The organism is Streptomyces lavendofoliae, assembly GCF_014649735.1.
Taxonomy (GTDB): domain Bacteria; phylum Actinomycetota; class Actinomycetes; order Streptomycetales; family Streptomycetaceae; genus Streptomyces; species Streptomyces lavendofoliae.
In genome coordinates, this window is record NZ_BMTP01000025.1 from 33577 (window position 1) to 57711 (window position 24135).

The following is a 24135-nucleotide window of genomic DNA, read 5'->3' on the forward strand; positions in this document are numbered from 1 at the left end:
CGGTGCGCGGTGGACGCCGCGCCCGACGACGTGACCTGACCTGACCTGACCTGACCTGACCGGACCTGACCTGACCTGACCGGACCCGGTCCGCCCCGACCCGACCCGCCGGGGGAGGGCCGGGCGGGAGGGCCGGGCGGGAGGGCCGGGCGGGAGGGCCGCGCGACGGGACGGAGACGCGTGCCGAGGAGCGCTCCCCTCGTCTCCTCGCGCCCTCCCCGTCGGTCGGCCGTGCTCCGAGCCCGCCCGTCCGACCTGCACTGTCGCATTCCTTTCGACGGATCGCCGTTCACAGGGTTGTCAGACGTGTCGCCGTGCTCCTACAGTCGCGACGAAGCCGTGATGGGAGCGCTCCCAACTTGAGGGAAGGGGGCGCCCCCGACCCGCACATCACCTCGCCTGATCCGGTTCTCTCGGAGAGAGGCCCCGCATGCGATCGTCACCACGTCAGCTTCCGCACCGCCCACGAGCCGCCCGCGACCTGTCCGGCGCGCCGGTCGCCCCCGTGGCGCAGGCGCGGGCGTCCCCAGCACGGCCGCCCCCTGTGCCCACACCCCGCGGCTCCCCGCCTCCATGGGCGGTGAGCCGGCGTGGGGCGCCATGCCCGGCCGGCCCGGCGACCGCCGAGGAGAACGACGCACCCATCCACCTCAGGAGACACCATGGCTCGAAGCAAGAGACGAACACTGTCGTTACTGGCGGTCCTGGCCACCCTGCTCAGTGGGCTCGGTCTTGCCCTGATCGGCCAGAACACCGCGCAGGCGCACGGTGTGACGATGACGCCGGGATCGCGGACCTACCTCTGCTACCTGGACGCCAGGACCAGCACGGGCGGGCTCGACCCGACGAACCCGGCGTGCAGGGCGGCGCTCGCGGAGAGCGGCTCCACCGCGCTGTACAACTGGTTCGCCGTACTGGACTCCAACGCGGGCGGGCGCGGCCCGGGTTACGTCCCGGACGGGAAACTGTGCAGCGCCGGTGACCGCTCCCCGTACAACTTCACCGGCTACAACGCCGCTCGCGCGGACTGGCCCCGGACGCACCTGACATCCGGGGCGACGATCAGGATCAAGCACAGCAACTGGGCGGCGCACCCGGGTGACTTCCGGGTCTACGTCTCCAAGCCCGGCTACTCGCCCGCCAAGCCGCTGGGCTGGGGCGACCTGGAGCTGATCCAGACGGTGACCAACCCCCCGCAGTCGGGTTCGGTGGGATCCGAAGGCGGCCACTACTACTGGGACCTGAAGCTGCCCTCGGGCCGTTCGGGTGACGCGATGATGTACATCCAGTGGGTGCGGTCGGACAGTCAGGAGAACTTCTTCTCCTGCTCCGACATCGTCTTCGACGGCGGCAACGGCGAGGTGACCGGCATCCGTGGCTCGGGGAACACCCCGACCCCCACGCCGACCCCGACCCCGACCCCCACGCCGACCGACCCGCACTCCGGATGCATGGCCCTGTACAAGGTGACGAACTACTGGAACGGCGGATTCCAGGGGTCCGTCGAGGTGATGAACCACAACACCACGGCTCGTGACGGATGGGCCGTACGCTGGCAGCCGGGCGCCGGCACCAAGATCAACCAGGTCTGGAACGGCACCCTCGCCACCGGCTCCGACGGGGCGGTCACGGTCAGGAACGTCGACCACAACCGCACCATCCCGCCGGACGGCACCGTGACGTTCGGCTTCACCGCCACCTCGACCGGCAACAACCTGCCGGTCGGTTCCCTCACCTGCGTCAACCCGTAACACCGGCGACGACGCGCCGGCTCCGCCTTCGCGCGGGGCCGGCGCTGCCGCCCGGTCGTCCTGCGGCCCCGATACCCGCACCGCCACCGCAACCGCACGGCCCGTCGCCCGGTTCGTCCTCGCCGGCCGCGCCGACGTCGGCGTCGGGCGCCATCCACGGGAAGCCGGATCGATCAGGAATCGAGAAGCGCCGCTCACCGAGCACACCTAGTCTGCCGGTCATGGACATCACCATTCACATGACTTCCCTCCCGCACGACGATCCGGACGCGTCGCTCGCCTTCTACCGCGACGTCCTCGGTTTCGAGGTCCGCAGTGACGTCGGACAGGGCAGGATGCGCTGGATCACCGTCGGCCCGGTCGGCCGGCCCGACACGTCGATCCTTCTGGCGCCCCCGGCCGCCGACCCGGGAGTAACCGAGGAGGAGCGCCGCACCATCACCGAGATGATGGCCAAGGGCACCTACGGCTGGATCCTGCTGGCCACCCCGGACCTCGACGCCACGTTCGAGAAGGTGCAGGCCGGTGACACCGAGGTCGTACAGGAGCCGACCGAGCAGCCGTACGGCATCCGCGACTGCGCCTTCCGTGACCCCGCGGGCAACCTGGTCCGCATCCAGGAGCTGCGCTGAGCCGTACGGGCGGCGATGCCGGCCGCGGCGCGGGCCGGCATCGCGACCACCTGCGAGGAACGCGGCGGCGTACCGGCGCGGCGGCACCGCCGTACCGGCCGCTCACGAGGGCCGCGCCCAACGCTGTGTACGACAGGCGCTCGTGGACGTCGACGGTGAACGGAAACAGGGGAGTGGTGCTCATGTGCCAGGCCGAGTGGCGGCGTGCCCGCGTCCAGGCGCAGCGCCTGGCTGATCTGGCGCGGCTGCGCCGCGTGCGCGACCGGATCGACCGGGAGTACGCGCAGCCGCTGAACGTGGAGGCCCTCGCCCGCGACGTGAACATGTCGGCGGGGCACCTGAGCCGGCAGTTCCGGGCCGCATACGGCGAGTCGCCGTACGCGTACCTGATGACGCGACGCATCGAGCGCGCGGCGGCGCTGTTGCGGCGGGGCGATCTCAGTGTCACGGAGGTCTGCTTCATGGTCGGCTGCGCGTCGCTGGGCACCTTCACCACCCGCTTCACCGAGCTGGTCGGCATGTCGCCCGGAGCCTTCCGGCGCCGGGCGGCGGCCATGGCGGCCGACCCCGCCGATGGCGCGCACGCGGCCCACGACGCGGCATCCGCGCCCCTGACCGTGGAGGGGATGCCGGCTTGTGTGGCGAAGCAGGTGACAAGACCGGTCAGGAATCGAGAAGCCACCACCGGTGAGCGGCCCCTAGCGTGATGGTCATGGCACACACCACGTCCACCGCGTCCATCGCGTCAGTCACCCTCGAGGTGGCCGACGTGGAGGCCGCCCACCGCTTCTCCACCGCCTTCGGGGTGGACACGCGCATACGCCTGCGGGCGTCCGAGGCGCAGTCCACCGGCTTCCGTGGCTTCACCCTGGCTCTCACCGTGTCCGGGCCGGCTACCGTCGACAGCTTCGTCGAGGCCGCCATGGACGTCGGCGCCACGGTCCTGAAGCCCGCCGCGAAGTCGCTGTGGGGATACGGCGGCGTCGTCCAGGCCCCGGACGGGACGATCTGGAAGGTCGCGACCTCGGAGAAGAAGGACGTGGGCCCGGCCACCCGCGAGATCGACGAGCTCGTCCTCCTGCTCGGCGTCGAGGACGTCAAGGTCAGCAAGCGGTTCTACGCCGGCCGGGGCCTGACCGTCGCCAGGAGCTTCGGCGGGAGGTACGCCGAGTTCACCTCCGGCGGGTCCAGCCCCGTCAAGCTGGCGCTGTACAAGCGGCGCGGCCTGGCCAAGGACCTCGGCGTCCCCGCCGACGGAACCGGATCCCACCGCATCGTCCTCGGCAGCGCCGCCGAACCCTTCACCGACCCGGACGGCTTCGCCTGGGAGACCACCGCGTCGCCCACCCCCGCACCGTCCATGTCGCCCGCACCGTCCATGTCGCCCGCACCGTCCTGACGCGCTGCCCCGCGCTCCCGTCCCGCCACACGCCCGACCCCCTGTACGAGAGGAAACCCGCCATGCCGTCCGCGAAGCCGTCCGCCGAGAGCACCGGCACGTCCACCGAGCAGTACAACGGATTCACCGCCGAGGAGCGGGCCGCGATGAAGGAACACGCGCGGGAGCGGAAGAGGGCGGCGGCCCGGCGCGGTTCGTCCCGGGCGGAGAAGGAAGCCGCGGCCGAGCGGGACGTGCTCGCGAAGATCGCCGAGATGCCGGAAGCGGACCGGGTCCTCGCCGAGCGGATCCACGACATCATCCGGACCGCCGCTCCGGACCTCACCCCCAGGCTCTGGTACGGGATGCCCGCCTACGCCAGGGACGGGAAGGTCCTCTGTCACTTCCAGGGCGCCCAGAAGTTCACGACGAGGTACGCCACGCTCGGCTTCAGCGACCAGGCGGCACTCGACGACGGCGCCATGTGGCCGACCGCCTACGCCGTGAAGGAGCTGACCGCGGCCAATGAGCAGCGCATCAGCGCGCTGGTCAAGCAGGCGGTGGGCCGGGACCAGCAGTGACCATGCCCGGGCCGCACATGGCGCCCGCGCGCCACACGGTCGTGCGGGGGCCGCGGCCGGCGGCCGGGCACCCTCCGGCCGCCCCGCCGCACATGGCCGTGACCCGGAGGAAGGCCTAGACCTCGGGAAGGGAAGGGTCGGGCGTCCAGGGAGACGGTGCGGTGAGGGACCAGCGCTCGTGGTCGCGCCAGGCCCCGGCGATGTACAGGTAGGCGGGCGACAGCCCCTCGTAACGGAAGCCCAGACGCCGGACCAGGGAGAGGGACGCCTCGTTCGCCGGCTGGATGTTCGCCTCCAGCCGGTGGAGCCTCAGGTCGTCGAAGGCGTGACGCAGGACGAGCGTGAGCCCTTCCGTCATGTACCCCCGCCCCGCGGACGGGGCGAAGGCCGCGCAGCCGAGGGACGCGCCTTGGTAGCGGCCACGGATGACCGAGTTGATGTTGACCATGCCGGCAGCCGCACCGGTCTCCCGCACGCGGATCAGGAAACCCAGACTTGAGCCGTCGTCGAAGCGGTGCATCCAGTCCTGGAACTCCTCCGCGCCGGCGGGCAGTTGCATCCAGGGTGCGTGGAGTTCGGTGCTGGCCCTCACGAGCGAGCAGAACTCGTCCTGGTCGGCCAGGGTGAGCGGGCACAGTACGACTCGTGACGGGGGAGAGGACATGACGCCATGGTAGGGCCCCGCACGAAGAGACGATCATGTGAGTGAGTGCCCCGCGTCAGGAGCCCATCCTCGCCACGCCGCCTCGTCACGCCGCCTCGTCACGCCGGCCGGCGGAGACCGCCGACCGGGCGGGTGGTGGGACCGGTACGTGGACCGAGTGGGCGATGGAGCCGCTGGTAGGGTGCGCCGATGCCATCGATCAAACAGTTCCAAGTCACCTTCGACTGCGCGGAACCGGAGCGTCTGGCTCGCTTCTGGTGCGAGGTGTTGGGGTACGTCGTACCGTCGCCACCGGCGGGGTTCGCCACCTGGGACGATTACCGGCTCTCCCAGGCCCCCGAGGACCGCGGTTCGTGGTTCGCCTGCAGTGATCCCTCGGGTGTGGGCCCGAGGTTGTACTTTCAGCGCGTCCCCGAGGGCAAGGTGGCCAAGAACCGGGTGCACCTCGACGTGAGAGTGGGTACCGGCCTCGTGGGGGAGGAGCGGCTGGCCGTGCTCGAGGCCGAATGCGCTCGCCTCGTCCCGCTCGGCGCGGTACGCGTGGAGCTCCTCTACGACGGCCACGACTCCTGCATCGTGATGCGCGACATCGAGGGCAACGAGTTCTGCATCGACTGATCGTCCCGCGAACGGCGAGGTGGGAGCCGCCTCGCCGACCCGCCCCCCCCATGGGCACCAGCACTCTGCGGTCACGCGGTCGACCTGGTCCGGGAGGCACAGCGGACGCCGCTGCGTCGCTCGGCGGCCCCTCGTGCACGTGACCGGTGGGCGGACGGGCGCGGGGCCGCGGGACGTGCGAGGCCGTCGCCCAAGAGACGCCGGGCATGAACCGGGTACGGCGGAACCGCTACAGGCCCGCGCGGTGCATCAGCAGCCCCAGGTCGGCGTCCTTCACCCGGGTGACCCCCTGGGGGTGCTGGTTGGACAGGGCGCGCAGCGGGACGGGGGCGCCGTGCAGGCGGCGGGTCGCCGCCGCGTCCAGCGTCGCAGTGAACCGCCACGGCTGACGGGGGCTTCCGGTCACCTCACGCGGCTCGTCCTCGATCACGGCCACGGCGGCGACCTCCCGCACCGGCGAGGCGAAGTAGATCCACAAGCGGTCGCCCGGGGCCATGCGCCGCCACCTGGACAGGCACCACGCCTGGCGCGGTGCGCTCTCGGCGAGGTGCAGCATGTGGTCCTTGTCCGAGGAGCCCCCGTCGGGGGCGGTGTCCGCGGGCTTCACGATGAACAGCCAGTCCAACGGATGCTTCTCCGTCCTCACGTGTCCGTGCCCGCGCCGAATCCGGCGTGGGACTATACGTGTGCTGCCCGGTACGAGAGCCGCCATGCCCGTGCGGCCGTGTGCGCGTTGCCGCCGCGCCCCCTGCCCCGTTGCCAGGGGCGGGCCGGGGGGCGGGCCTCGTGACGTTGCCTGCCCGCCGCGCCGGTGCGCCACCGTGCCGTCCCCGTCCCGCTCCCCGTAACGATCCCGGCGGTGCTGCCGGCGCGCGATCCGCCGTCCGGCCGTCCGCCGGCCGGAACCGGGACCACCAAGGACACGCGCACCGCCACCCGCACCTCCGGACCCCGGCAGCCCGGCCATGCGGAAGTGGCGTCGTACGACGCCCATGCGATCACCGTCCTGGCACGGACACCGGGCTTCGAGGACTGCCGCATCGCCGCTCGGCCGCTGACGACCGACACCCCACGCGGTCGTCCACGGCCACACGTCCCCCCGGCGGTCAGGCCGGCACGGGTTCCTCGGCGGCGAACCTCTCCACGAACTCCCCGGCCCGCCGGTCGAGATCGGCGTACTGAGCCTCTCGCTCGGCGCCCGTGACCGCTTCGCCGACCAGGAGGTTCCCTTCGGCGTCGACGCGCTGCGGGCGCTCCTCCGCGCCGGTGAGCAGCCCGACGGTGGAGTGGGAGAAGCCGCAGTAGTAGGCGATGCCTTCGCTCAGATTGGTTTCGAGGACGGCTCGCATCCCCTCCACGACGGGATCGTCGGCGGTGGCGCCGGCCAGGCCCAGCCACAGCATGCGCTTGCCGGCGAGGCGGGGCTTGCTGCGGCCGTAGGCGAAGCCGTAGTTCCACACGCGGTCGATCCAGCCCTTGAGGATGGCGGGCACGCTCTGCCAGTACACCGGGAAGACGGCGACGACGACATCGGCGGCGAGGACACGCCGCATATGGGCGTGGACTTCGTCCGAGTACGCCTTCTCCCTGTTGCCCCAGTCCGGCTGGTCCGACGTGTTCATCCGTGGGTCGAACCCCTCGGCGTGCAGGTCGAGCAAGTCGATGCGGTATCCGGCGGCTTCGAGCCGGGCGGCCGCACGGCGGGCCGTGTGGGCGGTGAGGGAATCGGTGCGGTGGTGGGCCACGACCACGAGGGCTGTCCTGGCATGGGTGTCGTGCTGCGTCACGGTGTCTCCCGGCTGGCTTCGGTCGGTTCGATGCCTCCAGTACAGCCGGGAACGGCGTAGATGATCCATGGGAGAAACGCTCCGGAACATAGGAGATCGTCTACGATCCGTTCCGTGGATCCTTTGAGTTCGCTTCTGAGCGGCATACGGGCCGAAGGTTCGGTCGTCAGTCACGCCGTACTCACGGCCCCCTGGACCATCCGCTTCGCGGACGACGCACCGCTCACCATGATCAGCGTGTTGCGCGGCGGGGGCACCCTGCTGCTGCCCGACGGCACCGAGCGAGCGGTCGGCGCGGGCGACACGGCCATCGTGAGCGGCCCCGCACCGTTCCATCTGGCGGACGGTCCCGGCACCGCCGACAGCTTCCATGAGGCGTACGAGATCGCCTGCTTCGCCACGGACACCGAGTGCACCGCCCGGCAACTCGGCGGTATCCACTGGGGTGCCGACTCCGAGGAGGCGACCGCCCTGATCGTGGGCGCCTACCGCGCCTCGGGCCACCGCCACGAGCGGCTCCTGCGGTCCCTGCCGCCCGTCCTGGTGATCACCGAGGACGCCGAGGTCTGCGCCTGGCTGGAGACGGCCGCCATCGACGCCGCCCAACGCTCGGCCGGTTCGCAGGCGTTGATGGACCGACTCCTCGACTGGGCCCTGGTGTGCACGCTGCGCGGCTGGTTCGACCAGGCCGGCGCCGACGCGCCCAGCTGGTACCGGGGCCTCGCCGACCCGGTCCTCGCCCCCGCCCTGGAGGCCTTCCACGACCGGCCCGCGGACGCCTGGACGGTGGCGTCGCTGGCCATGCGAGCCGGCGTCTCCCGGGCGCTGTTCGCCAAGCGCTTCACCAAGCTGATGGGCCGCCCGCCCCTCGCCTACCTCACCGAATGCCGCATGGACGAGGCCGCGACGCTGCTGACCGACACCGATCTCAGTATCGCCCGGATCGGGAGGTCTGTCGGGTACGCCGACGCCTTCGGCTTCAGCGCCGCGTTCAAACGCCACAAGGGCCGAAGCCCCAGCGCGTTTCGCGCAGCGGCGGCCTGAGTCCCGCAGCGGTCCGGCGAAGGCGAAGGAACCCGCGGACCGGATGCACGGCCTTCCGGTGGGGTCAGCGCTGTCCGGACGTCGTGTCCGCGCCGGTCTCCGCGCAGTGTGGGCAGCGCTCACGGCCGTCCCACGCGGACCAGCCGAAATCGGCCGGGGTGAGGGCATGGCCCTCCAGCTCGTCGCGGACGGCCTCGCGGTACGCCCACACGGCGTCCAGGTAGGGGTGGTAGACCTCGTGGAACGCGGGCGTCGAGATGCCCGCGCCGCCGGCGACCGCCCTCCGGAGGGCGCGGAGGCGTTCGAACAGCGTCTGGCCCGCGCCCGCGACCCGGGCGCTGGCGTCGATGAAGAGACGCTCGCGCACCTCGTAGACGCGGGCGTCCGTCAGTGCCAGGCGGCTCGCCTCCTCCAGATCGGTCGTCGCGGCCCCCCGTTGCGCGAGGCGGCGCAGCTCGGTGTGGGCGGTGCCCGCCGCCGTGATGAACTCCGTGTAGACGTCCCGGCGGCGCGCCTGAAGGCCGCGGCGGTGTTCCTGGCGGGTACGCAGCCGGTCGGCCAGGACCGTGCCCGCTATCGCGATCAGGCCACCGCCCAGTGTGGCGGCCAGTGTTCCCCACTCCATACCGTGTCCCCCCAGTCGGTGGAAGGGCGCGCCCCCCGCGCCGTCCTTCCGCGCATCATGCCCGACCGCGAGCACCGGCCACGCACTTAGGGGCGCCCACCCGCGCCCCCTGACGCGCACGCCGCTCGCGGCGACGTCGGCGGGGGCGAGCACGCCGTGCGGCCGGCCCGTGGCCGGGTCCGGCCGGACGCGGCGCGGCGTGCGACCTGCGGCGTCAGCCGTCGACCGTCGCCGGGGCGACGCGCACGACGTCGTCGCCTGCTGGTGCCACGAGTCCGGGCGCCGCCAGCCGGGAGGTGAGTTCCTGCACGAACGTCTCCACATGGGGCGGGCGCGCTCCGGTCCGGGTGGCGCAGAACCAGGTGCGGGTCAGCGGCCGTGCGCCGATGCGGACGAGAGCGAGGTCGTGCGAGGCCGCGTACGGGGTGGCCGCCCAGTTGGGCAACACCGCCACGCCCTGTCCGCCCGCGACCATCTCGACCACCAGGTCGGTCACCACGGGCATGGTGGTGATGCGGGCCGGCCGGGCACCGGCGGGGATCGGCAGCGGTATCGAGGGGATGCGCTTCTGGTCGTAGAAGTCGTAGAGGACCAGGTCGGCGCCGTCGAAATCACGGGCGGTCAGGTGCGCGCGCGAGGCCCACGGGTGTCCGGCCGGGACCACGGCCACCATCTCGTCCTCGAACAGCCTGGTCAGTGACACCCGGTCCATCTGCAGGTCCGGCTTGGTGACCAGGGCGACGTCGACCAGGTCGGCGAGGAGCGCCGGGATCGGCGCGTCGTCGGGGACGGTCTCGATGCGTACGTCGATGTCCGGCTCGCGCTCGCGGAAGCCGCGGAGCACGGGCGGCAGCCAGGGGTAGGTCGTACTGCACTGCGCGGTGAAGCGGACCCGCCGGTCGCGCCCGTCACGGAGCTCTCGCAGGTCCCGGGAGGCCGACTCCAGTTCACCGAGGACCTGGCGGGCCGCGACCAGCAGGCGGCGGCCGGCGGCGTTGGGGACCAGGCGGCGGCCCTTGCGGTCGAAGAGGGGCATGCCCAGGCGGGCCTCCAGCCGGGTGAGCCGTTGGCTCAGCGCCGGCTGGCTCACATAGAGCCGTTCGGCGGCAGCGGTCAGCGAGCCGGCTTCGGCGGTGGCGTCCAGCAGCTCAAGGTCACGCAGGTCCACATCCATAACGCGGGATTATGGCAGGCTTCAATTTCCGTCGTGGTGTTATGGATCGGCCGTCCGTAGGTTCTCCGGTGTCAGCAGACAGGCCAAGCCGCCACGAAAGGCGCACGCATCATGACCGTCACCCGCACGGACACCAACACCGCCGGCACCACCAACACCGCCCTCGCCACCACCGCCATCGTCACCGGCTCCTCCAGCGGCATCGGCCTGGGCATCGCTCGCGCCTTCCTGGCGAGCGGCGCCAACGTCGTCCTCAACGGCCGGGACGCCGACCGCCTCGCCAAGGCCGTGGCCGGCCTCGGCCGGCCGGAGCGGACCGCGTGGGTCGCGGGCGCCATCGCCGAGCCGGCGACCGGCGAAGCCCTCGTCCGCACCGCACTCGACCGGTTCGGCGGCATCGACGTCCTCGTCAACAACGCCGGCACCTTCGCGCCGAAGCCCTTCACCGAGGTCACCGAGGAGGAACTCGACGGCTTCCTGACCGGCAACCTCAAGGGCACCTACCTCACCACCCAGAGCGTGGTGCGCGCACTGCGGGCACAGGGCCGGGGCGGCAGCATCGTCAACATCGGCACCGTCCTGGTGGACCACGCACTGGCGGGCTTCCCGTCCTCCGCGCCCGTGGTCAGCAAGGCCGGCGTGCACGCGCTGACGACGAGCCTGGCCGCGGAGCTCGCCGCCGACGGCATCCGCGTGAACCTCGTCTCTCCCGGCATCATCCGCACCCCGCTGCACGCGGGCTCCGACGTGGACTCCCTCGGCGGGCTGGCCCTGCTGAACCGGGTCGGCGAGGTCTGCGAGATCTCCGGGGCGGTGCTCTACCTCGCGGGCGCCACGTTCGTCACCGGGCACGCCCTGCGCGTGGACGGCGGGCATGTCACCGGTCGCGCCTGAACCCCACCACTCACCACTCGCTCCGCGGAAAGGGCGTCTCCGAATGCCGTACGTCAACGTCAAGATCACCCGTGAGGGTGCCACCGCCGCCCAGAAGGCCGAGATCATCGCCGGCGTGACCGACCTCCTGGTCCGGGTCCTGGACAAGGATCCCGCAACCACCTTCGTCCTCATCGACGAGGTCGACCTGGAGGACTGGGGTGTCGGCGGCGTCCCGACGCGGGAGTACCGCCGCCGCAACCGCGCTCGCGGCTAGGGCGTGTCTTTCGGATCAGGCCGGATCAGAGGGGCGGGGTGCGCGTGCCAGGGCACGCGTGCCCGGCAGGATCCGGAAGACGGGCGCCCGTCGCGTCGCCGAGGTGGGGCCGGAAGGGGCGCGGCGCCCGGTGCCGCGCCCCGTCTGCCGGAGGGGCGCCGCGTACCGGACGTATGCAGGCCGCCCCGACCACCCGGCAAGGCGCGGTGCCGCCGGGGTCGTACGCCGGGCCCCACTTCGACGACATCGACCGGGGGGGCGCTCCGGCGTCCGTCCGGCCGAATCCGGAGCCCTCCGGCGTCCCGTGGCCGTCCGGGCGTCCCGGCCGCCCGAGGCCGCCCGTCCCGGGCGTGATTGGGGCGAGATCATGAGGGAAGCCGAGGTGGCGTGCGAGGCGCTTTGGGCGTGTCCGGCTGAGTGAAAGAACGCCGACCGGCCGACGCTGTGCCTGACACCGCCCACCTGAGCGCCGGGACGTCGAGGAAGACGATGGAGGTCTCATGACTGCGTACCCCCAGCTGTTGCAGACGGTCCTGGACACCACGCGGCCGAGGGAACTGGCCGAGTTCTACCGGCAGTTGCTCGGACTTTCCTACCGTCCGGGAGATGAGCCGCCCCAGGAGGGTGGCGTCGACGACGAGAAGGACTGGCTCGTCCTGCGCGATGCCGCCGGCGCCGCCAGGCTCGCCTTCCAGCGGGTCGCCGAGCTTCCTCCCACGACGTGGCCCCGGTCCGACATCCCCATGCAGATGCATCTGGACTGCACCGTGCCCGACGTGCAGGAGCTTCACCGGCAACGCGCGCGGGCGGAGTCGCTGGGTGCCCGTATGCTGCTCGACCGGCACGACGACGCGAAAGAGCCGCTGTACGTGCTGGCCGATCCTTCGGGCCACCCGTTCTGCATCTTCGTGGCCTGACCGCCCGGAGATGCCACCGCCCACCGGCCGACACCTGTCCGCCCTGCCGGTACCCGCCGCCGTATCTTGCCGCTGTCGGCCGCTGTCGGCCGCTGTCCCGTCGTGTCGTCCGTCCCGCAGCGTCGGCCCCCGGTAGACGGTGATCCGGCCGGTCGGTCGGCGGACCGGCCTGCGTGTCGCGTCGATCCACCTCGGCCGCCGTCGGCCCGCCACTCGCGCCACCGCACCGCCGCGCAGGCGTCGTTGTCCGGCGCGCCGTCAGGTCCGGCCGCCGGGTCCTGTCGCCCGACACCGCTGACGGGTCGCCGTCCGCCCGCCGTACCGCTGTCCCAGAGCCGTCCGGCGCCCGGCCGGTTCGCGGTCCGGTCGGGCGCCGTTGCCAGGGAGTGTGGTGCGAGTGCCGGTCATCCCGCGGCCGCGACGCCCCGCGGGAACGAGACATCTGCGCGGTGACCGGAGCCGGTCGGCGCGGTGGCACGTTCGGACTGGCTGATCTCGGCCCACACCGCGTCGAGGGAGAGGCCGAGGACATCGGCGATCGCCGCGATGGTCGGGAAGGCGGGCGTGGCCACGCGACCCGTCTCGATCTTCCGGAGCGTCTCCGGTGAGACGCGGGCGGCGAGCGCGATGTCGAGCATCGAGCGCTCGCCCCGGGCCCGTCGCAGGAGGGCGCCGAGGCGTTGTCCGCGTTCGACCTCTGCGGGAGTGAGCGGCAGTCTGACCATGACCACCATACTAATACCGGTACAGTATGGCCGGTATAGTTATTGGACGCGGTGAAGGGCGCCACACATGATCGAGATCCTGAATCCCACCCTGCTGACCCGAGCAAGAGACACGGGCGCCCTGGTCGCCGACATCCTGCAGACGCTGAAGAGCCGCAGCACGATCGGTACGAACCTCCTGGACATCGACCGGTGGGCCAAGGCCATGATCGTCGAAGCGGGTGCCACGTCCTGCTACGTCGACTACGAGCCCTCATTCGGGCGCGGCCCGTTCGGCCATTACATCTGCACGGCCGTCAACGACGCCGTGCTCCACGGGCGGCCCTACGACTACACGCTTGCCGACGGTGATCTGCTGACCCTCGACCTCGCCGTCTCCAAGGCCGGCGTCGCCGCGGACGCCGCCATCAGCTTCATCGTGGGCGACGCCAGGCCCCCGGAGAGCGTCGCGATCATCAGTGCGACCGAACGCGCGCTGGCCGCAGGGATCGCCGCTGCCGGGCCCGGGGCCCGCATCGGCGACATCTCCCATGCCATCGGTACGGTCCTCGGCGAGGCGGGATACCCCATCAACACCGAGTTCGGAGGCCACGGCATCGGATCGACGATGCACCAGGACCCGCACGTGCCGAACACCGGACGGCCCGGCCGTGGATACAAGCTCCGCCCCGGGCTGCTGCTCGCGCTGGAACCGTGGGTCATGGCGGACACCGCCCGACTCGTGACCGACGCCGACGGGTGGACGCTCCGAAGTGCGACAGGCTGCCGGACAGCACACAGTGAGCACACGATCGCCATCACCGAGGACGGAGCCGAGATCCTCACCTCGCCGAAGCAGGCACAGCCCTGAGGTCCGACCGCCCGCGCCTTCTGTTCCGGCATCCAGCGGACCCGTGAAGGGGCCTGTCGGGGACCTGCGGTGGGTATCGCGTCCGGCCGTCAGCGGGTCCGGACGCGGCGACAGCAGGTGAGCGGCACTCGGTGGCGGACCGGACCTGTACAACTCGCCGGTCGCCGCTGTCGGGTGGTCGTCGGTCCGCCGTCCGCCGTCCGCCGTGGTCCGCGGGGAGCCGCTGCCGGCGGCGCCCTGCCGCCGTCTTCCAGCCGTCGGGCCCCGCCTTGCCCCGTCCGACTCGCCTCGTCGGCATCCGGCCCTGGAGCCCACCCAAAACCATGTGGCGGACCGCCGCACCCACTGTTACGTTTTCGGAGGCCGTGCGACAGGACGAGGAGGTGGTACCCGTGAACGCAGTATCGACATGGGTGCTCCCCTCAGGGGTCACGGCCGGGCGATAGGTCGCCCGGGAGCGCCGTTCAAGAGCCCTCCCGAAAGGCACGACCATGCGCTTCACCTCCGAGCAGCGCCTCGACGACGGCGTCGTCGAGCGCGAGTTCACCCTCGGCAGGATTCCCGGCATCCTGTGGACGCCCGCGCCCGCGTTCACACGCGCGCCCGCGCCTCGATCCGCACCGGAGCCGCTGATTCTGCTGGGCCACCCCGGCGGACTGCGCACCATGTACCCCCGTCTGGTGGCCCGGGCCCGGCAGTCCGCGGCGGACGGCTTCGCCACAACCACCATCGAGCTCCCCGGAAGCGGCGAACGGCGCCGATCAGCCGCCGCGGAGGAGGCCCGCGCCGCCTTGCGCCGGGCCCTGGAGGCCGGCGAACCGGTCTCCGAGGAGATCGTCGACCGGCTCGTCCTCCCGCTGGTCGGGAAGGCGGTCCCGGAATGGCAGGCAGCGCTGGACGCCCTCTTGTCGCTGCCCGGGATCGGTGGCCCGGTCGGCTATTCGGGGGGAGTGATCTCCCTCGGGGTCCGGCTGGCAGTGGTCGAGCCGCGCATCTCCGCCGCCGTTCTGTTCGCCGGAAGCTTCGTGCCCCGCGTTATGTTCGCGGAAGCCCGGCAGGTGACCATTCCGCTGCATGTCCTGCTGCAGTGGGACGACGAAGGGACGAGTGCGGCACCACGTGCTCGGATACGTGCACCGTCAAGCGGCTGTCACCGTTCAGGATGTGCCGGTGGTGGGGCGGTGAACCTCCAGAACGACCGCGGTGCCGGCCACGGTGCTGTCCTCGTGCATGGTGATCCGTTGGCCGGGCTGGACGTGCGTCCAGTGAGAGGGCGCGAGGGGCACGAGACGGACTGTGGCCCGCCCGCCGGGCTCCAGCGTGGGCATGTTCTCGACCCAGAGCGAGGCGATGCCGACCGCGCGTTCACCGGTGGATGAAAGGTGGCCGAGGTCCCACATGGGTCTCAGGACACCGGCGCCGGGGATTGACGTCGTGCGTCGTGCCTCGGCGGCAGGACGGAGAGTCAGGTCCGCCCGAACCGAGCCGTTGCGGATCTCGGAGCATCGCCAATGGCACCATGCCGCGCTCCGTTCCAGCCGGAGCTGCTCAGCCGCTCGGGCGAGGTCCTCCCAGAACGGCAGAGGAAGCGGGCGACCGTCCCCGAGCTCCGTCAGCAAACCCAGGGCGATCTCCCACTCGTCCTGGACGAGGTAGTCCCAGATGTCTCGCACCGTGAAGTCGTTCCCGGTGGCGGTCTCTTCCGGGACGAGCAGCGAAGCCGATTCGAGCAGCTCAGGGACGTCCATGCCGCAGCGGTTGCGCGCCACCCAGGGCTCGATTCCGTCAGGTCCGCCGGAGGCGGGCCAGCAGCGTGTGCAGAATGGCCTCGGCGTGTGTCCAGAGCAAGGCCCCGGCTGCGGCGGGAAGCAGGTGCCGGTCCGCTGCCGGGATCAATCGGGTGAGCGATTCACCGAGATCGGGTGAGTGGACCGGGCTGGTGTCCCGTTGTCCGTACCAGAGGTCGACCGGAACGGCGATGTCGTCGGCGGCGAACGGCCAATGGCCCATCGCCAGTACGGTGTCGCGGGCATAGCCCGCGGGGCCCTGGCTGAACGCCTCGTCCATGGCGCGCCGGAAGGCGTGGTGGAAGACCGGATCGGTGTAGACCGTGCGATCGGCCTCGGGGCTGGTCGTGACGATCAGCTCCCACAGCGCGTCGGCGCTGCCGAAGTCCGCGAAGGAGTTTTCGGCGGCGGCGGGGTCGGCGGTGACGGCGTTCACCATCTCCCTCACCTGAGGGGTCAGCGAGCGGGCGAAGCGAGGATGGGCGAGTTCGTCGCTCCCGGACACGACGGCAACCGCGTCCACCAGGCCGTGGGCCGCCAGGGCGAGAGCGAACGGCGCCCCCTGTGAGAACCCCACCGCCGACGGGCCGCGCAAGGCGCGCCGCTGGATGAGTTGCCGGATGTCGGTGGCCCAGCTGGTCAGTGTCCGGCCGGGGGCCGGGTCGGAGGCGCCGAGGCCGGGCCGGTCCACGCTGATGAGCCGGATCCCGGCCAAGTCGACGACCCCGCCGCCGAAACCGAGCCACCTGCTGGTGGCCGCCCCCGGGCACAGCAGCACCGGGGCGCCGTCGACCGGTCCCCATTCCGCCCAGCCCAGCAGCCGGCCGTCCATCAGCCGGGTCTGTCCGAGTCGCGCTGGTGCCCGCACGCCATAGTCCATGATGTGTATTGTCCCCCACCCGTCACCGCGGCTGACGTCCCCTCTGACCGCGGCAGCCAGGGGTCGAAGCGGCTGTCGGTTCCGAGGAGTTGCGGCGTCCGGGGGTGACGCGGGCGTCCCGGCTCGGAGACGCTCCAGCATGTGGTTTCGCGTCGTCGGTCCTACGCGACGAAGTGCGAGTCGCGCAGTCCTGGGGTGCGCTGTCCCAGGGGGACCGGGCCGTACGTCACTCCGCCGGTCCGATGCGCAGAACGGCGGCCGCGTCCGTGGCCTTGACGACCTTGAGGCTCATCGCGTCGTTGATCGTCGCGGTGGGCCCCTCGGCGCAGATCAGCCTGACACCGCCGCCGCCCTGCGACGACACGCCGCCGCCACCGGAACAGCCGGAAACGCTGTAGCCCGACCCGGTCAGCGGCGCGACCATCTCGACCTCGCCGCCGGTGATCGCCGTAACCCTGATCGGCCCAAGGCCGTACGGTGCCGGAACCGTCACGACGTCCCCCACGGCGACCTCGATCTCACACCTCCCGTCGGCGCACGGCCCGGTCGGCGAGGGAGACGGCGGTGCCGTCTCCGCGGGGGCGGAAGCCGGTGTCCCGGAGGCGCCACGCCGGCCGCCGGTGGGGGAGTCGTCGGCGGGATTCGAGGAACACGAGGGGAGAGCGGCCAGCAGACAGGCGGCGACGGCGCCTGCGACGGTGGGGGACAGCGCTCGTGTACGCATCATGGTTGCCATTGAACCCCGTCACCCACCGCCCGGACAGGCACGCCGGCTGGATCTCCGGGGGACGTTCACCACCCGTGGCACCCGCCGACAGGTGCGGCACCAGGTACCCCGACCGGCTTCCGAGCGATCTGCCTGTGCCGGCGACGGTATCGCTGTGGCCGGACGCCACCGCGGTCGCGGACGGCTCGCACTCTCCGTCGCGCGTGCGGCCGTTGTCGTTACGGCGCGGCTCAGCGGGAGGACGAGGCGCTGAGGAGTGTCCGTCGCTGCCGCCGTCGGGTTCAGCCCAGTCCGCGATGGGCGGCCCACAACGCCCCGGCGCGGCCGGCAGCGTCGGCCACCAGAACCGCCAGTTCGGGATTGTCGGGTACGGGGAATGAGACGTACGCGCCCCGGCCACCGGCGACCGGTCGGCCGTAGGCCTTCACGGCGAGGTGACCGTCCGGCAGAAGCCGGACGTTGAGCGTGGTCAGTCGGAACGTTTCGCCGCGCCGAGTGTCCGTCCAGCGGAGCGACTGCGGGATCGTGACGTTGATCGCCAGAGCACTCACTTCCAGGTCACTACTCATGAAGGGAGGATCTCACGCGGGTCGCCTCGGGCGGCCGCCCACCGCGAGAAGCCATGGCCGATTCGGGGTGTTGTCGGCGAGGTAGTGGACCGCCTTCACGCCCGCCTGGTCGGCCGCGTACTTGTTGATCTCAAGGGCCCTTTAGAAGCGGGACGGATCGGCGGCCTTGGCGCCACCGCCGACGTACACGTACTCGCCGTTGGGTCCGAGGACGTCGAGACCGCTCGAACCGGCATTCGGCATGACGAGGAGCTCGGTGTGCCGGGCCGACCCGAGGAACGACGCCGCCATGGCCCGGACGCACGGAAGGCGGGTGCTCCGAAGAGCACCCGCCTACCCGCGCGTCCGCCCCGTGGGGGCGGCCCGGCTCAGTCCTTCGCGGACCACCAGGCCGGGGAGATGCCGATCGACCAGACGTCGCCCACCTGGCGTTCGTCCGGGTCGTCCGGGTCCGGGGCACCGTAGCCGTACGGGTCGGGATCCTCGACGACGACGATCCGGGCGCCGGAACCGGAGACCCGGTACCGCCGCGTGTCCGCGACCGGCGGGGCGCTGTCCGGTTCGAGCGTGTGGCCCAGGGCGGTGATCACGTCCCGCAGCTCGTGGAAACGCACCCGGCGGGCGAAGTCACCGTAGGCGTCCCGCAGGGGGCGCGGGACATCGCCCGCCCCCGGGAGCAGGCGGTGCACCTGGACGCTGATGCCGAAGCACGGCCAGGTGTCGTCACTCCTCTGGAAGGACAGCTCGACCAGTCCGTAGTCCCGCCGCAGCAGCTCCCCCGAGCGGTCGTCGAGGTGGTCGGATCCCAGCACCGCCTCCCACTCGGCGGGCTCGGACCCGATTCCGGCCCCCAGCACGTCGCCGCGGGTGGCGACATGGGCGTAGAAATCCAGATCGGGCATCTACATCTTCTCCATGGCGTCGATCAACTGCTGAAGCTCCTCGGTCCGGTCGTTGCTGAAGCGCCACTGTGGATTGCGGCCTTCCTTCATGGCCTTGGCGCTCGACTCGAAGACCTCCTTGGCGCCCTTCGTCACCCTGATCATGTCCGCTCGCAGCTTCGGGTTCGACTTGATCATGTCGATGACGGCGTCCACCTGCTTCTGGGTGGCGGTGCCCTTGCTCATACGAAGGGCCACGCCGGTGATGCCGCCCTTGCCGTCCGGGCGCAGGCGCAGCCCGGCCATCCAGTCCAGGAAGTAAAGAAGGGAGCACCCCCATGCCAAGCACGCCAACCGGCCTGGCGCAGCTGTGCAGCCCGGTACGTGGTACGAGAGCGTTCTTGACGGGGACTTGCCCCGTGGGTTCGTCCGGGCCGGCCGACCGCTGCGCTTGGTCCCGGACTTGAGCGAGTACGACCCGGCTGAGGACCGTATCCGCGAGCGGTTGGTCGAGATGGGGGTCCACCCGCTGGGGGGGGATCCGCCCGCCGACGGCTGCATGCCACGGGCTCGGTGCAGCAGTGACCGAGACCGATCACACCAACCCCGCCGGGGCTCACGACGATGGCAGCACCGCACCGACCGCTGCTGCCGCTGCGACAACTGCTGACGGGGTGGGTACCGGCCCCCAGCGCGCAGATGTGGAATCAACTACGGACTGTGGCGGGTGAAGCGCTCCAGTCCTATTGGTACCCCTCGCTCTCGCGACCCCGCCAAGACCCCGTCATCATTTACCCTGCCGGCCGAGTCATGGCATGAACGGCGAAGTGCTATGAGTTCTTCGACGGACGCGCGAGCCAATTCTCGGCGATGGTCCGTTCGGACGGCGCAGTTCTGGGATTGGTGGCGAGACGTTCAACATAGGTTCGAATCATTTGAACACGGTCGGGGTTGGGTACGGTCAGCACTCCGATGCGCCGGTCCCATGTCGTTCCTCGCAGGACGACCGTCTCGTCCAGCGACAACATCACGAACTCCGGACAGAAGGCTCTTGAGCCGAGGAGTCCTGATTTCACTCCCGCCCCCATCACATCCCAGTCCTCCATCAATTGGACCCTGATCCACCGCAGGTCCGGGGTTGACCCCGCATCGGCGTCCGCAAAATCGACCCCCAGCAGGAACATTCGGTCCCCGCCTCCCAGGAGCCCGGATTCGCTCGCCAACCGGAACCAGGCGGCATTGGCCTTGGCGAGCAGCTGCACATCTTCCCTGTCGACGACAAGATCGCGTCGACCGTCCTCCCGGCGGCAGCTCACAGCGAGCCAGGCGGCCTTCACCGGCAAGGCCCCGACGGTCGGATCCGGCCCGCAGTACCGCAGCCCCGCTTGCGCGAGCGCTGCCGTCAGCTGTGTTTCGTTCACTGAACGACCCCTTTTGATTCACTTGAGTGGTTCGGAAGGACGTGGAAGAGCTCCGATCGGGCCGGCTGTCATCGAAGACGCCGACCCGATCGGAGCTCACTGTGTTATGGCTTCGTCAGACGAGGGTTACTGACGGGGGAAGTACGGCATGATGTTGTTGTAGTTGTGGTTGACGACCCAGCCGACATCGTCGTACTTGTTGATCAGGATTCGGTAGCTGTTCCCCCCGCCAGGAATATCGTAGATCTTCGCTCCGCCCCACTTCCTGGCAATAGCGTTGGGCGTGTTGGGGCGCACCGTGAAGAAGTCGGGGTTTCCGTTGTCGTCCAGTCGCTGCGGGCGTCCATTGTTGACGATGTCGTCCACGCCGTCATGGACGATGTTCGGCACGTCGGCAGGCCCGCATATGCGCTTCTTCGCATTATGCACGAGGACCGACACGGCGCCGACACCCACGTAGTACGTGTGGAGGTCATCGACCGTCAGATTGTGCACCCGCATCGGCTCGGTCCAGGCGCGGACGCCGAGGAGCTCCATGTGGTCACCGTCGGATGACCGCAGCAGATCACCGGTCCTGAGGTCCTCCGCGTCCACCCAGGCACGCAGGTTCGTGACCCAGAAGGGGTGTTCGTCAGTGGCCGTGAGGGTGCCGGTTGCGTCACCGGCCACGCCGTCGGTGTCGACGGTGAGCTCCCTCAGATGCTTCTGGCCCTCGCCGACGATCAGGTGCGACACGGCATGACCCTCGCTCCTGCCGGTCTCGGGGTCGGTCGCCAGAACCCGCTCCCCGACCCGGACGTCCTCGATCGGCTTGCGCGACCCATCGGCCATGAGGACCGGGGTGCCCGGGGCGAAGCTGTTCTTGGGCTTCGCCCCGACCTTGCAGGCTTCGGCGATCTCCTGCAAGATCTCCTCGCTCCTGGCGAGCAGCTTCTTGGCCTTGGCGGAGTTGTCGAGGAAGTCGTCGAGACCGCCGACGATCTTGACGAGCGCCTTGGTGATCGCCGGCGTCGCCTTGATGACCTGAAGCGCCTTGCCCCAGGGCAGGGCACCGACCACGGCCCAGAAGCAGCTCTCGAAGTTGCCCTCCGTGAAGCACTTCTTGATGTCCTCGAAGAGCAGATCGACGATGATCTGCCCGCCGTTCTCGATGAGGAAGTCGGCGAGGTCCTTGCCATCCAGCTCGAGGGCCTTCTCGTACTCCTCGGGCGAAATGCCCTCGAGCTCCAGCGCGTCGATCTGGTCCTGGGTCAGCTTCGGGGTCTCACCCTTCTGCTCCGCGGCCTTGGCCGCCGCCTCGCGGGCCTTGCGCTCCTGCTCGCGCTGGTACTCCTCGGCCTTCTTCGCGGCCTCGTCCGCCTCGCGGGCGTAGGCGTTGGCGTTCTTCGCCGCCGTCTCCGCCGACTTGGCGTGGCCCTCGGCGGACTCGGCGAACTTGTTCGCGTCGGCGGCGTCCTTCTCCGCCTGGGCGGCCGCGCCCTGGGCGACGCTCGCCTCCTTCTCGGCCAGGCTGGCCGCGCTGTTGGCGGCGACCGCGTGGCTGTCGGCCTCGGCCGCGGCGCCCCGGGCGCGGGCCGCCTCTGCCTCCGCCTGGTTGGCGGCGTTGCGGGCGGCCGTGGCGTCCGCGTACGCCTGGTTGGCGGCCGAGCGGGCGAGCTTGGCGTCGGCCTGGGCCTGGGCGTCGGCCTGGTTGGCGCGGGCCGCGGCGGCCCTCGCCTTGGCGCCCTCCTCGGCGGCCTGCGCGGCCGACTTCATCGCCGCCGCGGCGGAGCGTGCGGCGTTCGCGGACGAACGCGCCGCGTCGGCGGCGGCCTTGAAGGCGGGGGCGACCTGGGCGTTGGCCCGCTTGGCGGCGGCTTCCGCGGCCTCGGCGGCCTTCACGGCCTCGGCGGCCTTCGCCTCGGCCGAGGCGACCTGCTCGGCGCCCATCTGCTCCGCGGCGGCGGCGACCGCCGCGGCGAAGTCGGCGTCGACGTCCTTGCCGCTGAACGGCGCGGTGAGCGTGATGGCCGTGTTGGCCGGCTCGGCGATGCCGGCGGCGGTGTCGCGGGCCGCGGCGGACGCGGTCACGGCGATCGTCGACTGGACGCGTGCCGTGGCCGCCTCACGGACGGCGCCCTGGGCCTCGTCCTTGGTGCGGTTGGCGGCCTGGAGGGAGTTGTTGGCCTCCATGGCGGTGAGACCGGCGAGCCGGGAGGACTCGTGCGCGGCGATGCCGGCGCGGGCCTCCTGCGCGGTGGCCTCGGCGGCCTTCTGGTTGGCGCGCTGCGCGGCGGCGTGCGTGAGGGCCGCCTCGGCCTCCGCCTTGTTGGCGGCGGCGTTCGCGGCGGCGGCAGCGGCCTCGGCCTTGTTCGCCGCGGCGTTGGCGCGCGCGGCGTGCGCGGTGGCCTCGGCGGCGGCGGCCCGTGCCCGGGCGGCGGCGCCCGCGGCCTCCGTCGCGGCGGAACGGGCCCGTACGGCCGCGCCGCTGGCGGTGTCGGCGGCGCTGCGGGCCTGACCGGCCGCGGCTCCCGCCGTGTCGGCGTCCGCACGGGCGGCGTCCGCGGCGGCGCGGGCGACACCCGCGTCGATGGTGCCGCGGCCGGAGGCGGCGATCGCCTCGGTGGCCTTGGCGCGGGCCTCCTTGGCCTGGTGGTTCTGTTCCGCCTTGAAGGCGGCGTTGCGGGCGTTTCGGGCGTTGGTCTCCTCCGCCTGAGCCCGGCGGTCGGCGTCGGCGGCGATGCCGTCCTGGCGGGCGGCGTCCGCCCGCGCGGCGGCGGCCGTCGCGGCAGCCGCCTGGGCCTGCGCGCGGGCGGCGGAGGCGGTACGGGCCTCGGCCTCGGCACGGGCGCGTGCCGCAGCCGCGATGTCCCGCTCCTTCTCGGCCCGGGCGCGGGCGGCGGCGGCGAGATCGCGCTCGCGCTCGGCGATCGCCCGCTGCTCGGCCGCGATCTTCGCCTGGCGCTGCGCCTCGATACGGGCGTCGCGGGTCTTGCGGGCGTGCTCCCACGCCTCCTTCTCCGCCTGCTCGGCCGCCAGGCGTGCTGTCCTGGCACGCGCGGCGGCGGTCGCGGCGATCTTCGCCTGGGTCTCGGCGGCCTCGGCCAGCCGGGCGGCCGCCTTGGCGTGCTCCTCGGCGTTCGCCCGCCACTTGGCGGCCTGCTGGGCGTGCAGCTCGGCCTGGTTCTTGGCGTTGAGACCGGCGGCGTCGGCGGCGGTGGCGTCCACCGCGTGCCGCGCGGTGGCGGCGGCCTTGGCGGCGGCGTCCGACGCGCCGGCGATGCCGGAGGCGACCTCGGACCACTGGGTGCCGTGCTCGAGGCCGGTCTCCACCAGCACACCGGCCTGCACCTTGGCCTGGGCCGCGGCGACCTGGGCCGCCTTGGCCGCGTCCTCGGCGTACCCGACCTGCCGCGCGACCTCCGTCTTGACCGGGGCGTAGTCCGACAGGCGCTTGCCGGCCTTGTCGGCGGCGAGCATCCGGTCGGCCTCACGGGACTGGGCGGCCGCGGCGCTCATCGCGTTCGACGCGGACTTCAAAGCCTTCACCGCGTCACCGTGCGCGGCGATCAGCTTGGTGCGGGCCTCGGCCGCGACGGCCGCCTTGCGGGCCAGCTCACGCAGCTTCCCGGCGGCCTCCTGGGCCTCCTTCTGCGCCTTCTCGTGCGCGGCACGGTCATCGGCGTCCTGCTGCGCAGCGGTCTGGTAGCCCTTTTCCAGAAACTCCGCGATGACCGCGTCGTCCTTGGACTCCAGCGCGGCCAGCGCGGCCCGCTTGACCGCGGGACCGCCCACGGAGGCCAGCATCTCGACGCGCTTGCGGTTCTCCTCCGCCCGCTTGGCGGCGTTCTGCTTGTCCGCCTCGTCACGCTGCTTGGCGATGTCGGCCCCGAAGGCCAGGAAGTCGGCGCGGTCCTGCGCCGTGCCCTTGAGAACCCGTTCCACCTCGGCGTTGAAGAACGGGCCGCCGGTGCCGCGCAGCGCCTCGATCTTCC

26 protein-coding genes are annotated in these 24135 nt (G+C 71.6%); 12 read left to right on the top strand and 14 right to left on the bottom strand.

All coding sequences use genetic code 11. The features are described from left to right. Positions 1–662: 662 nt before the first annotated feature. The 5 genes from IE109_RS30760 to IE109_RS30780 all read left to right on the top strand — a co-directional run bounded on the left by IE109_RS30760 (position 663) and on the right by IE109_RS30780 (position 4342). Positions 663–1751, top strand: a complete 1089-nt coding sequence (locus tag IE109_RS30760; protein ID WP_189554653.1) for a lytic polysaccharide monooxygenase auxiliary activity family 9 protein — start codon at positions 663–665, stop codon at positions 1749–1751. A 221-nt stretch (positions 1752–1972) separates the two neighbouring features. Further along, positions 1973–2383 (top strand): VOC family protein, encoded by a 411-nt coding sequence (locus tag IE109_RS30765; protein WP_189554654.1) that lies wholly within the window; start codon positions 1973–1975, stop codon positions 2381–2383. Between the two features lie 182 nt (positions 2384–2565). Next, a complete protein-coding gene (locus IE109_RS30770; protein ID WP_189554678.1) occupies positions 2566–3090 on the top strand; it encodes a helix-turn-helix transcriptional regulator in 525 nt (174 codons plus the stop codon). Next, positions 3090–3782 (top strand): VOC family protein, encoded by a 693-nt coding sequence (locus IE109_RS30775; protein ID WP_189554655.1) that lies wholly within the window; start codon positions 3090–3092, stop codon positions 3780–3782. The genes IE109_RS30770 and IE109_RS30775 overlap by 1 nt, the downstream gene beginning before the upstream one ends. Before the next feature lie 62 nt (positions 3783–3844). Continuing rightward, on the top strand, positions 3845–4342 hold the full coding sequence (locus IE109_RS30780) for an iron chaperone (RefSeq protein ID WP_189554656.1): 498 nt from the start codon (positions 3845–3847) through the stop codon (positions 4340–4342). A gap of 115 nt (positions 4343–4457) precedes the next feature. Here IE109_RS30780 and IE109_RS30785 read toward each other — a convergent pair whose 3' ends face one another. Further along, positions 4458–5006 (bottom strand): GNAT family N-acetyltransferase, encoded by a 549-nt coding sequence (locus IE109_RS30785; protein WP_189554657.1) that lies wholly within the window; start codon positions 5004–5006, stop codon positions 4458–4460. A gap of 189 nt (positions 5007–5195) precedes the next feature. Here IE109_RS30785 and IE109_RS30790 point away from each other — a divergent pair, with 189 nt between their 5' ends. Next, entirely contained in the window at positions 5196–5624 is a 429-nt protein-coding gene (locus IE109_RS30790) for a VOC family protein (RefSeq protein ID WP_189554658.1), read from the top strand. A gap of 229 nt (positions 5625–5853) precedes the next feature. Here the strand turns inward: IE109_RS30790 and IE109_RS30795 are convergent, their stop codons facing one another. Further along, positions 5854–6249, bottom strand: coding sequence for a hypothetical protein (locus IE109_RS30795; RefSeq protein ID WP_189554659.1), 396 nt, complete (start codon positions 6247–6249; stop codon positions 5854–5856). A gap of 481 nt (positions 6250–6730) precedes the next feature. Further along, the gene (locus tag IE109_RS30800) at positions 6731–7411 is read right to left on the bottom strand and encodes an NAD(P)H oxidoreductase (RefSeq protein WP_189554660.1); all 681 of its coding nucleotides are present in this window, start codon (positions 7409–7411) and stop codon (positions 6731–6733) included. Positions 7412–7525: 114 nt separating this feature from the next. Here IE109_RS30800 and IE109_RS30805 point away from each other — a divergent pair, with 114 nt between their 5' ends. Further along, positions 7526–8455, top strand: coding sequence for an AraC family transcriptional regulator (locus IE109_RS30805; protein ID WP_229891759.1), 930 nt, complete (start codon positions 7526–7528; stop codon positions 8453–8455). A 64-nt stretch (positions 8456–8519) separates the two neighbouring features. On the opposite strand, the gene IE109_RS30810 is transcribed toward IE109_RS30805, so the two are convergent. Continuing rightward, complete coding sequence (locus IE109_RS30810; protein WP_189554661.1) at positions 8520–9080, bottom strand: CchlQ; 561 nt, start codon at positions 9078–9080, stop codon at positions 8520–8522. Between the two features lie 214 nt (positions 9081–9294). Further along, entirely contained in the window at positions 9295–10254 is a 960-nt protein-coding gene (locus IE109_RS30815) for a LysR family transcriptional regulator (RefSeq protein WP_189554662.1), read from the bottom strand. A 111-nt stretch (positions 10255–10365) separates the two neighbouring features. Between IE109_RS30815 and IE109_RS30820 the strand changes: the two genes are divergently transcribed. The 3 genes from IE109_RS30820 to IE109_RS30830 all read left to right on the top strand — a co-directional run bounded on the left by IE109_RS30820 (position 10366) and on the right by IE109_RS30830 (position 12321). After that, on the top strand, positions 10366–11148 hold the full coding sequence (locus IE109_RS30820) for an SDR family NAD(P)-dependent oxidoreductase (protein WP_189554663.1): 783 nt from the start codon (positions 10366–10368) through the stop codon (positions 11146–11148). A 43-nt stretch (positions 11149–11191) separates the two neighbouring features. Continuing rightward, positions 11192–11404 carry a tautomerase family protein gene (locus IE109_RS30825; RefSeq protein ID WP_189554664.1) on the top strand — a complete coding sequence of 71 codons (213 nt, stop codon included), beginning with the start codon at positions 11192–11194 and terminating at the stop codon, positions 11402–11404. Between the two features lie 500 nt (positions 11405–11904). Next, the gene (locus IE109_RS30830) at positions 11905–12321 is read left to right on the top strand and encodes a VOC family protein (protein WP_189554665.1); all 417 of its coding nucleotides are present in this window, start codon (positions 11905–11907) and stop codon (positions 12319–12321) included. Positions 12322–12725: 404 nt separating this feature from the next. Here the strand turns inward: IE109_RS30830 and IE109_RS30835 are convergent, their stop codons facing one another. Continuing rightward, the gene (locus tag IE109_RS30835) at positions 12726–13046 is read right to left on the bottom strand and encodes a helix-turn-helix domain-containing protein (protein WP_189554666.1); all 321 of its coding nucleotides are present in this window, start codon (positions 13044–13046) and stop codon (positions 12726–12728) included. Positions 13047–13113: 67 nt separating this feature from the next. Here IE109_RS30835 and map point away from each other — a divergent pair, with 67 nt between their 5' ends. Further along, a complete protein-coding gene (gene map, locus IE109_RS30840) occupies positions 13114–13896 on the top strand; it encodes a type I methionyl aminopeptidase (RefSeq protein ID WP_189554667.1) in 783 nt (260 codons plus the stop codon). A 491-nt stretch (positions 13897–14387) separates the two neighbouring features. Further along, the gene (locus IE109_RS30845; protein ID WP_229891761.1) at positions 14388–15275 is read left to right on the top strand and encodes a dienelactone hydrolase family protein; all 888 of its coding nucleotides are present in this window, start codon (positions 14388–14390) and stop codon (positions 15273–15275) included. Between the two features lie 406 nt (positions 15276–15681). Here IE109_RS30845 and IE109_RS30850 read toward each other — a convergent pair whose 3' ends face one another. From IE109_RS30850 to IE109_RS30885, 8 genes are all read right to left on the bottom strand, one after another. After that, positions 15682–16563, bottom strand: a complete 882-nt coding sequence (locus tag IE109_RS30850) for an alpha/beta hydrolase (RefSeq protein WP_189554668.1) — start codon at positions 16561–16563, stop codon at positions 15682–15684. A gap of 226 nt (positions 16564–16789) precedes the next feature. Continuing rightward, entirely contained in the window at positions 16790–17056 is a 267-nt protein-coding gene (locus IE109_RS30855; protein ID WP_229891762.1) for a hypothetical protein, read from the bottom strand. A 515-nt stretch (positions 17057–17571) separates the two neighbouring features. Beyond that, positions 17572–17859 carry a hypothetical protein gene (locus IE109_RS30860; RefSeq protein WP_189554669.1) on the bottom strand — a complete coding sequence of 96 codons (288 nt, stop codon included), beginning with the start codon at positions 17857–17859 and terminating at the stop codon, positions 17572–17574. 141 nt (positions 17860–18000) lie between these two features. Further along, on the bottom strand, positions 18001–18150 hold the full coding sequence (locus IE109_RS30865) for a hypothetical protein (protein ID WP_189554670.1): 150 nt from the start codon (positions 18148–18150) through the stop codon (positions 18001–18003). 77 nt (positions 18151–18227) lie between these two features. After that, positions 18228–18761, bottom strand: a complete 534-nt coding sequence (locus tag IE109_RS30870; RefSeq protein ID WP_189554671.1) for a hypothetical protein — start codon at positions 18759–18761, stop codon at positions 18228–18230. Further along, complete coding sequence (locus tag IE109_RS30875; protein WP_189554672.1) at positions 18762–19046, bottom strand: hypothetical protein; 285 nt, start codon at positions 19044–19046, stop codon at positions 18762–18764. A gap of 524 nt (positions 19047–19570) precedes the next feature. Continuing rightward, positions 19571–20161: a hypothetical protein gene (locus IE109_RS30880; RefSeq protein ID WP_189554673.1), complete on the bottom strand. Its 591-nt coding sequence runs from the start codon at positions 20159–20161 to the stop codon at positions 19571–19573. Positions 20162–20287: 126 nt separating this feature from the next. Next, a partial coding sequence (locus IE109_RS30885) for a polymorphic toxin-type HINT domain-containing protein (RefSeq protein WP_189554674.1) occupies positions 20288–24135 on the bottom strand: 3848 nt, incomplete at its 5' end.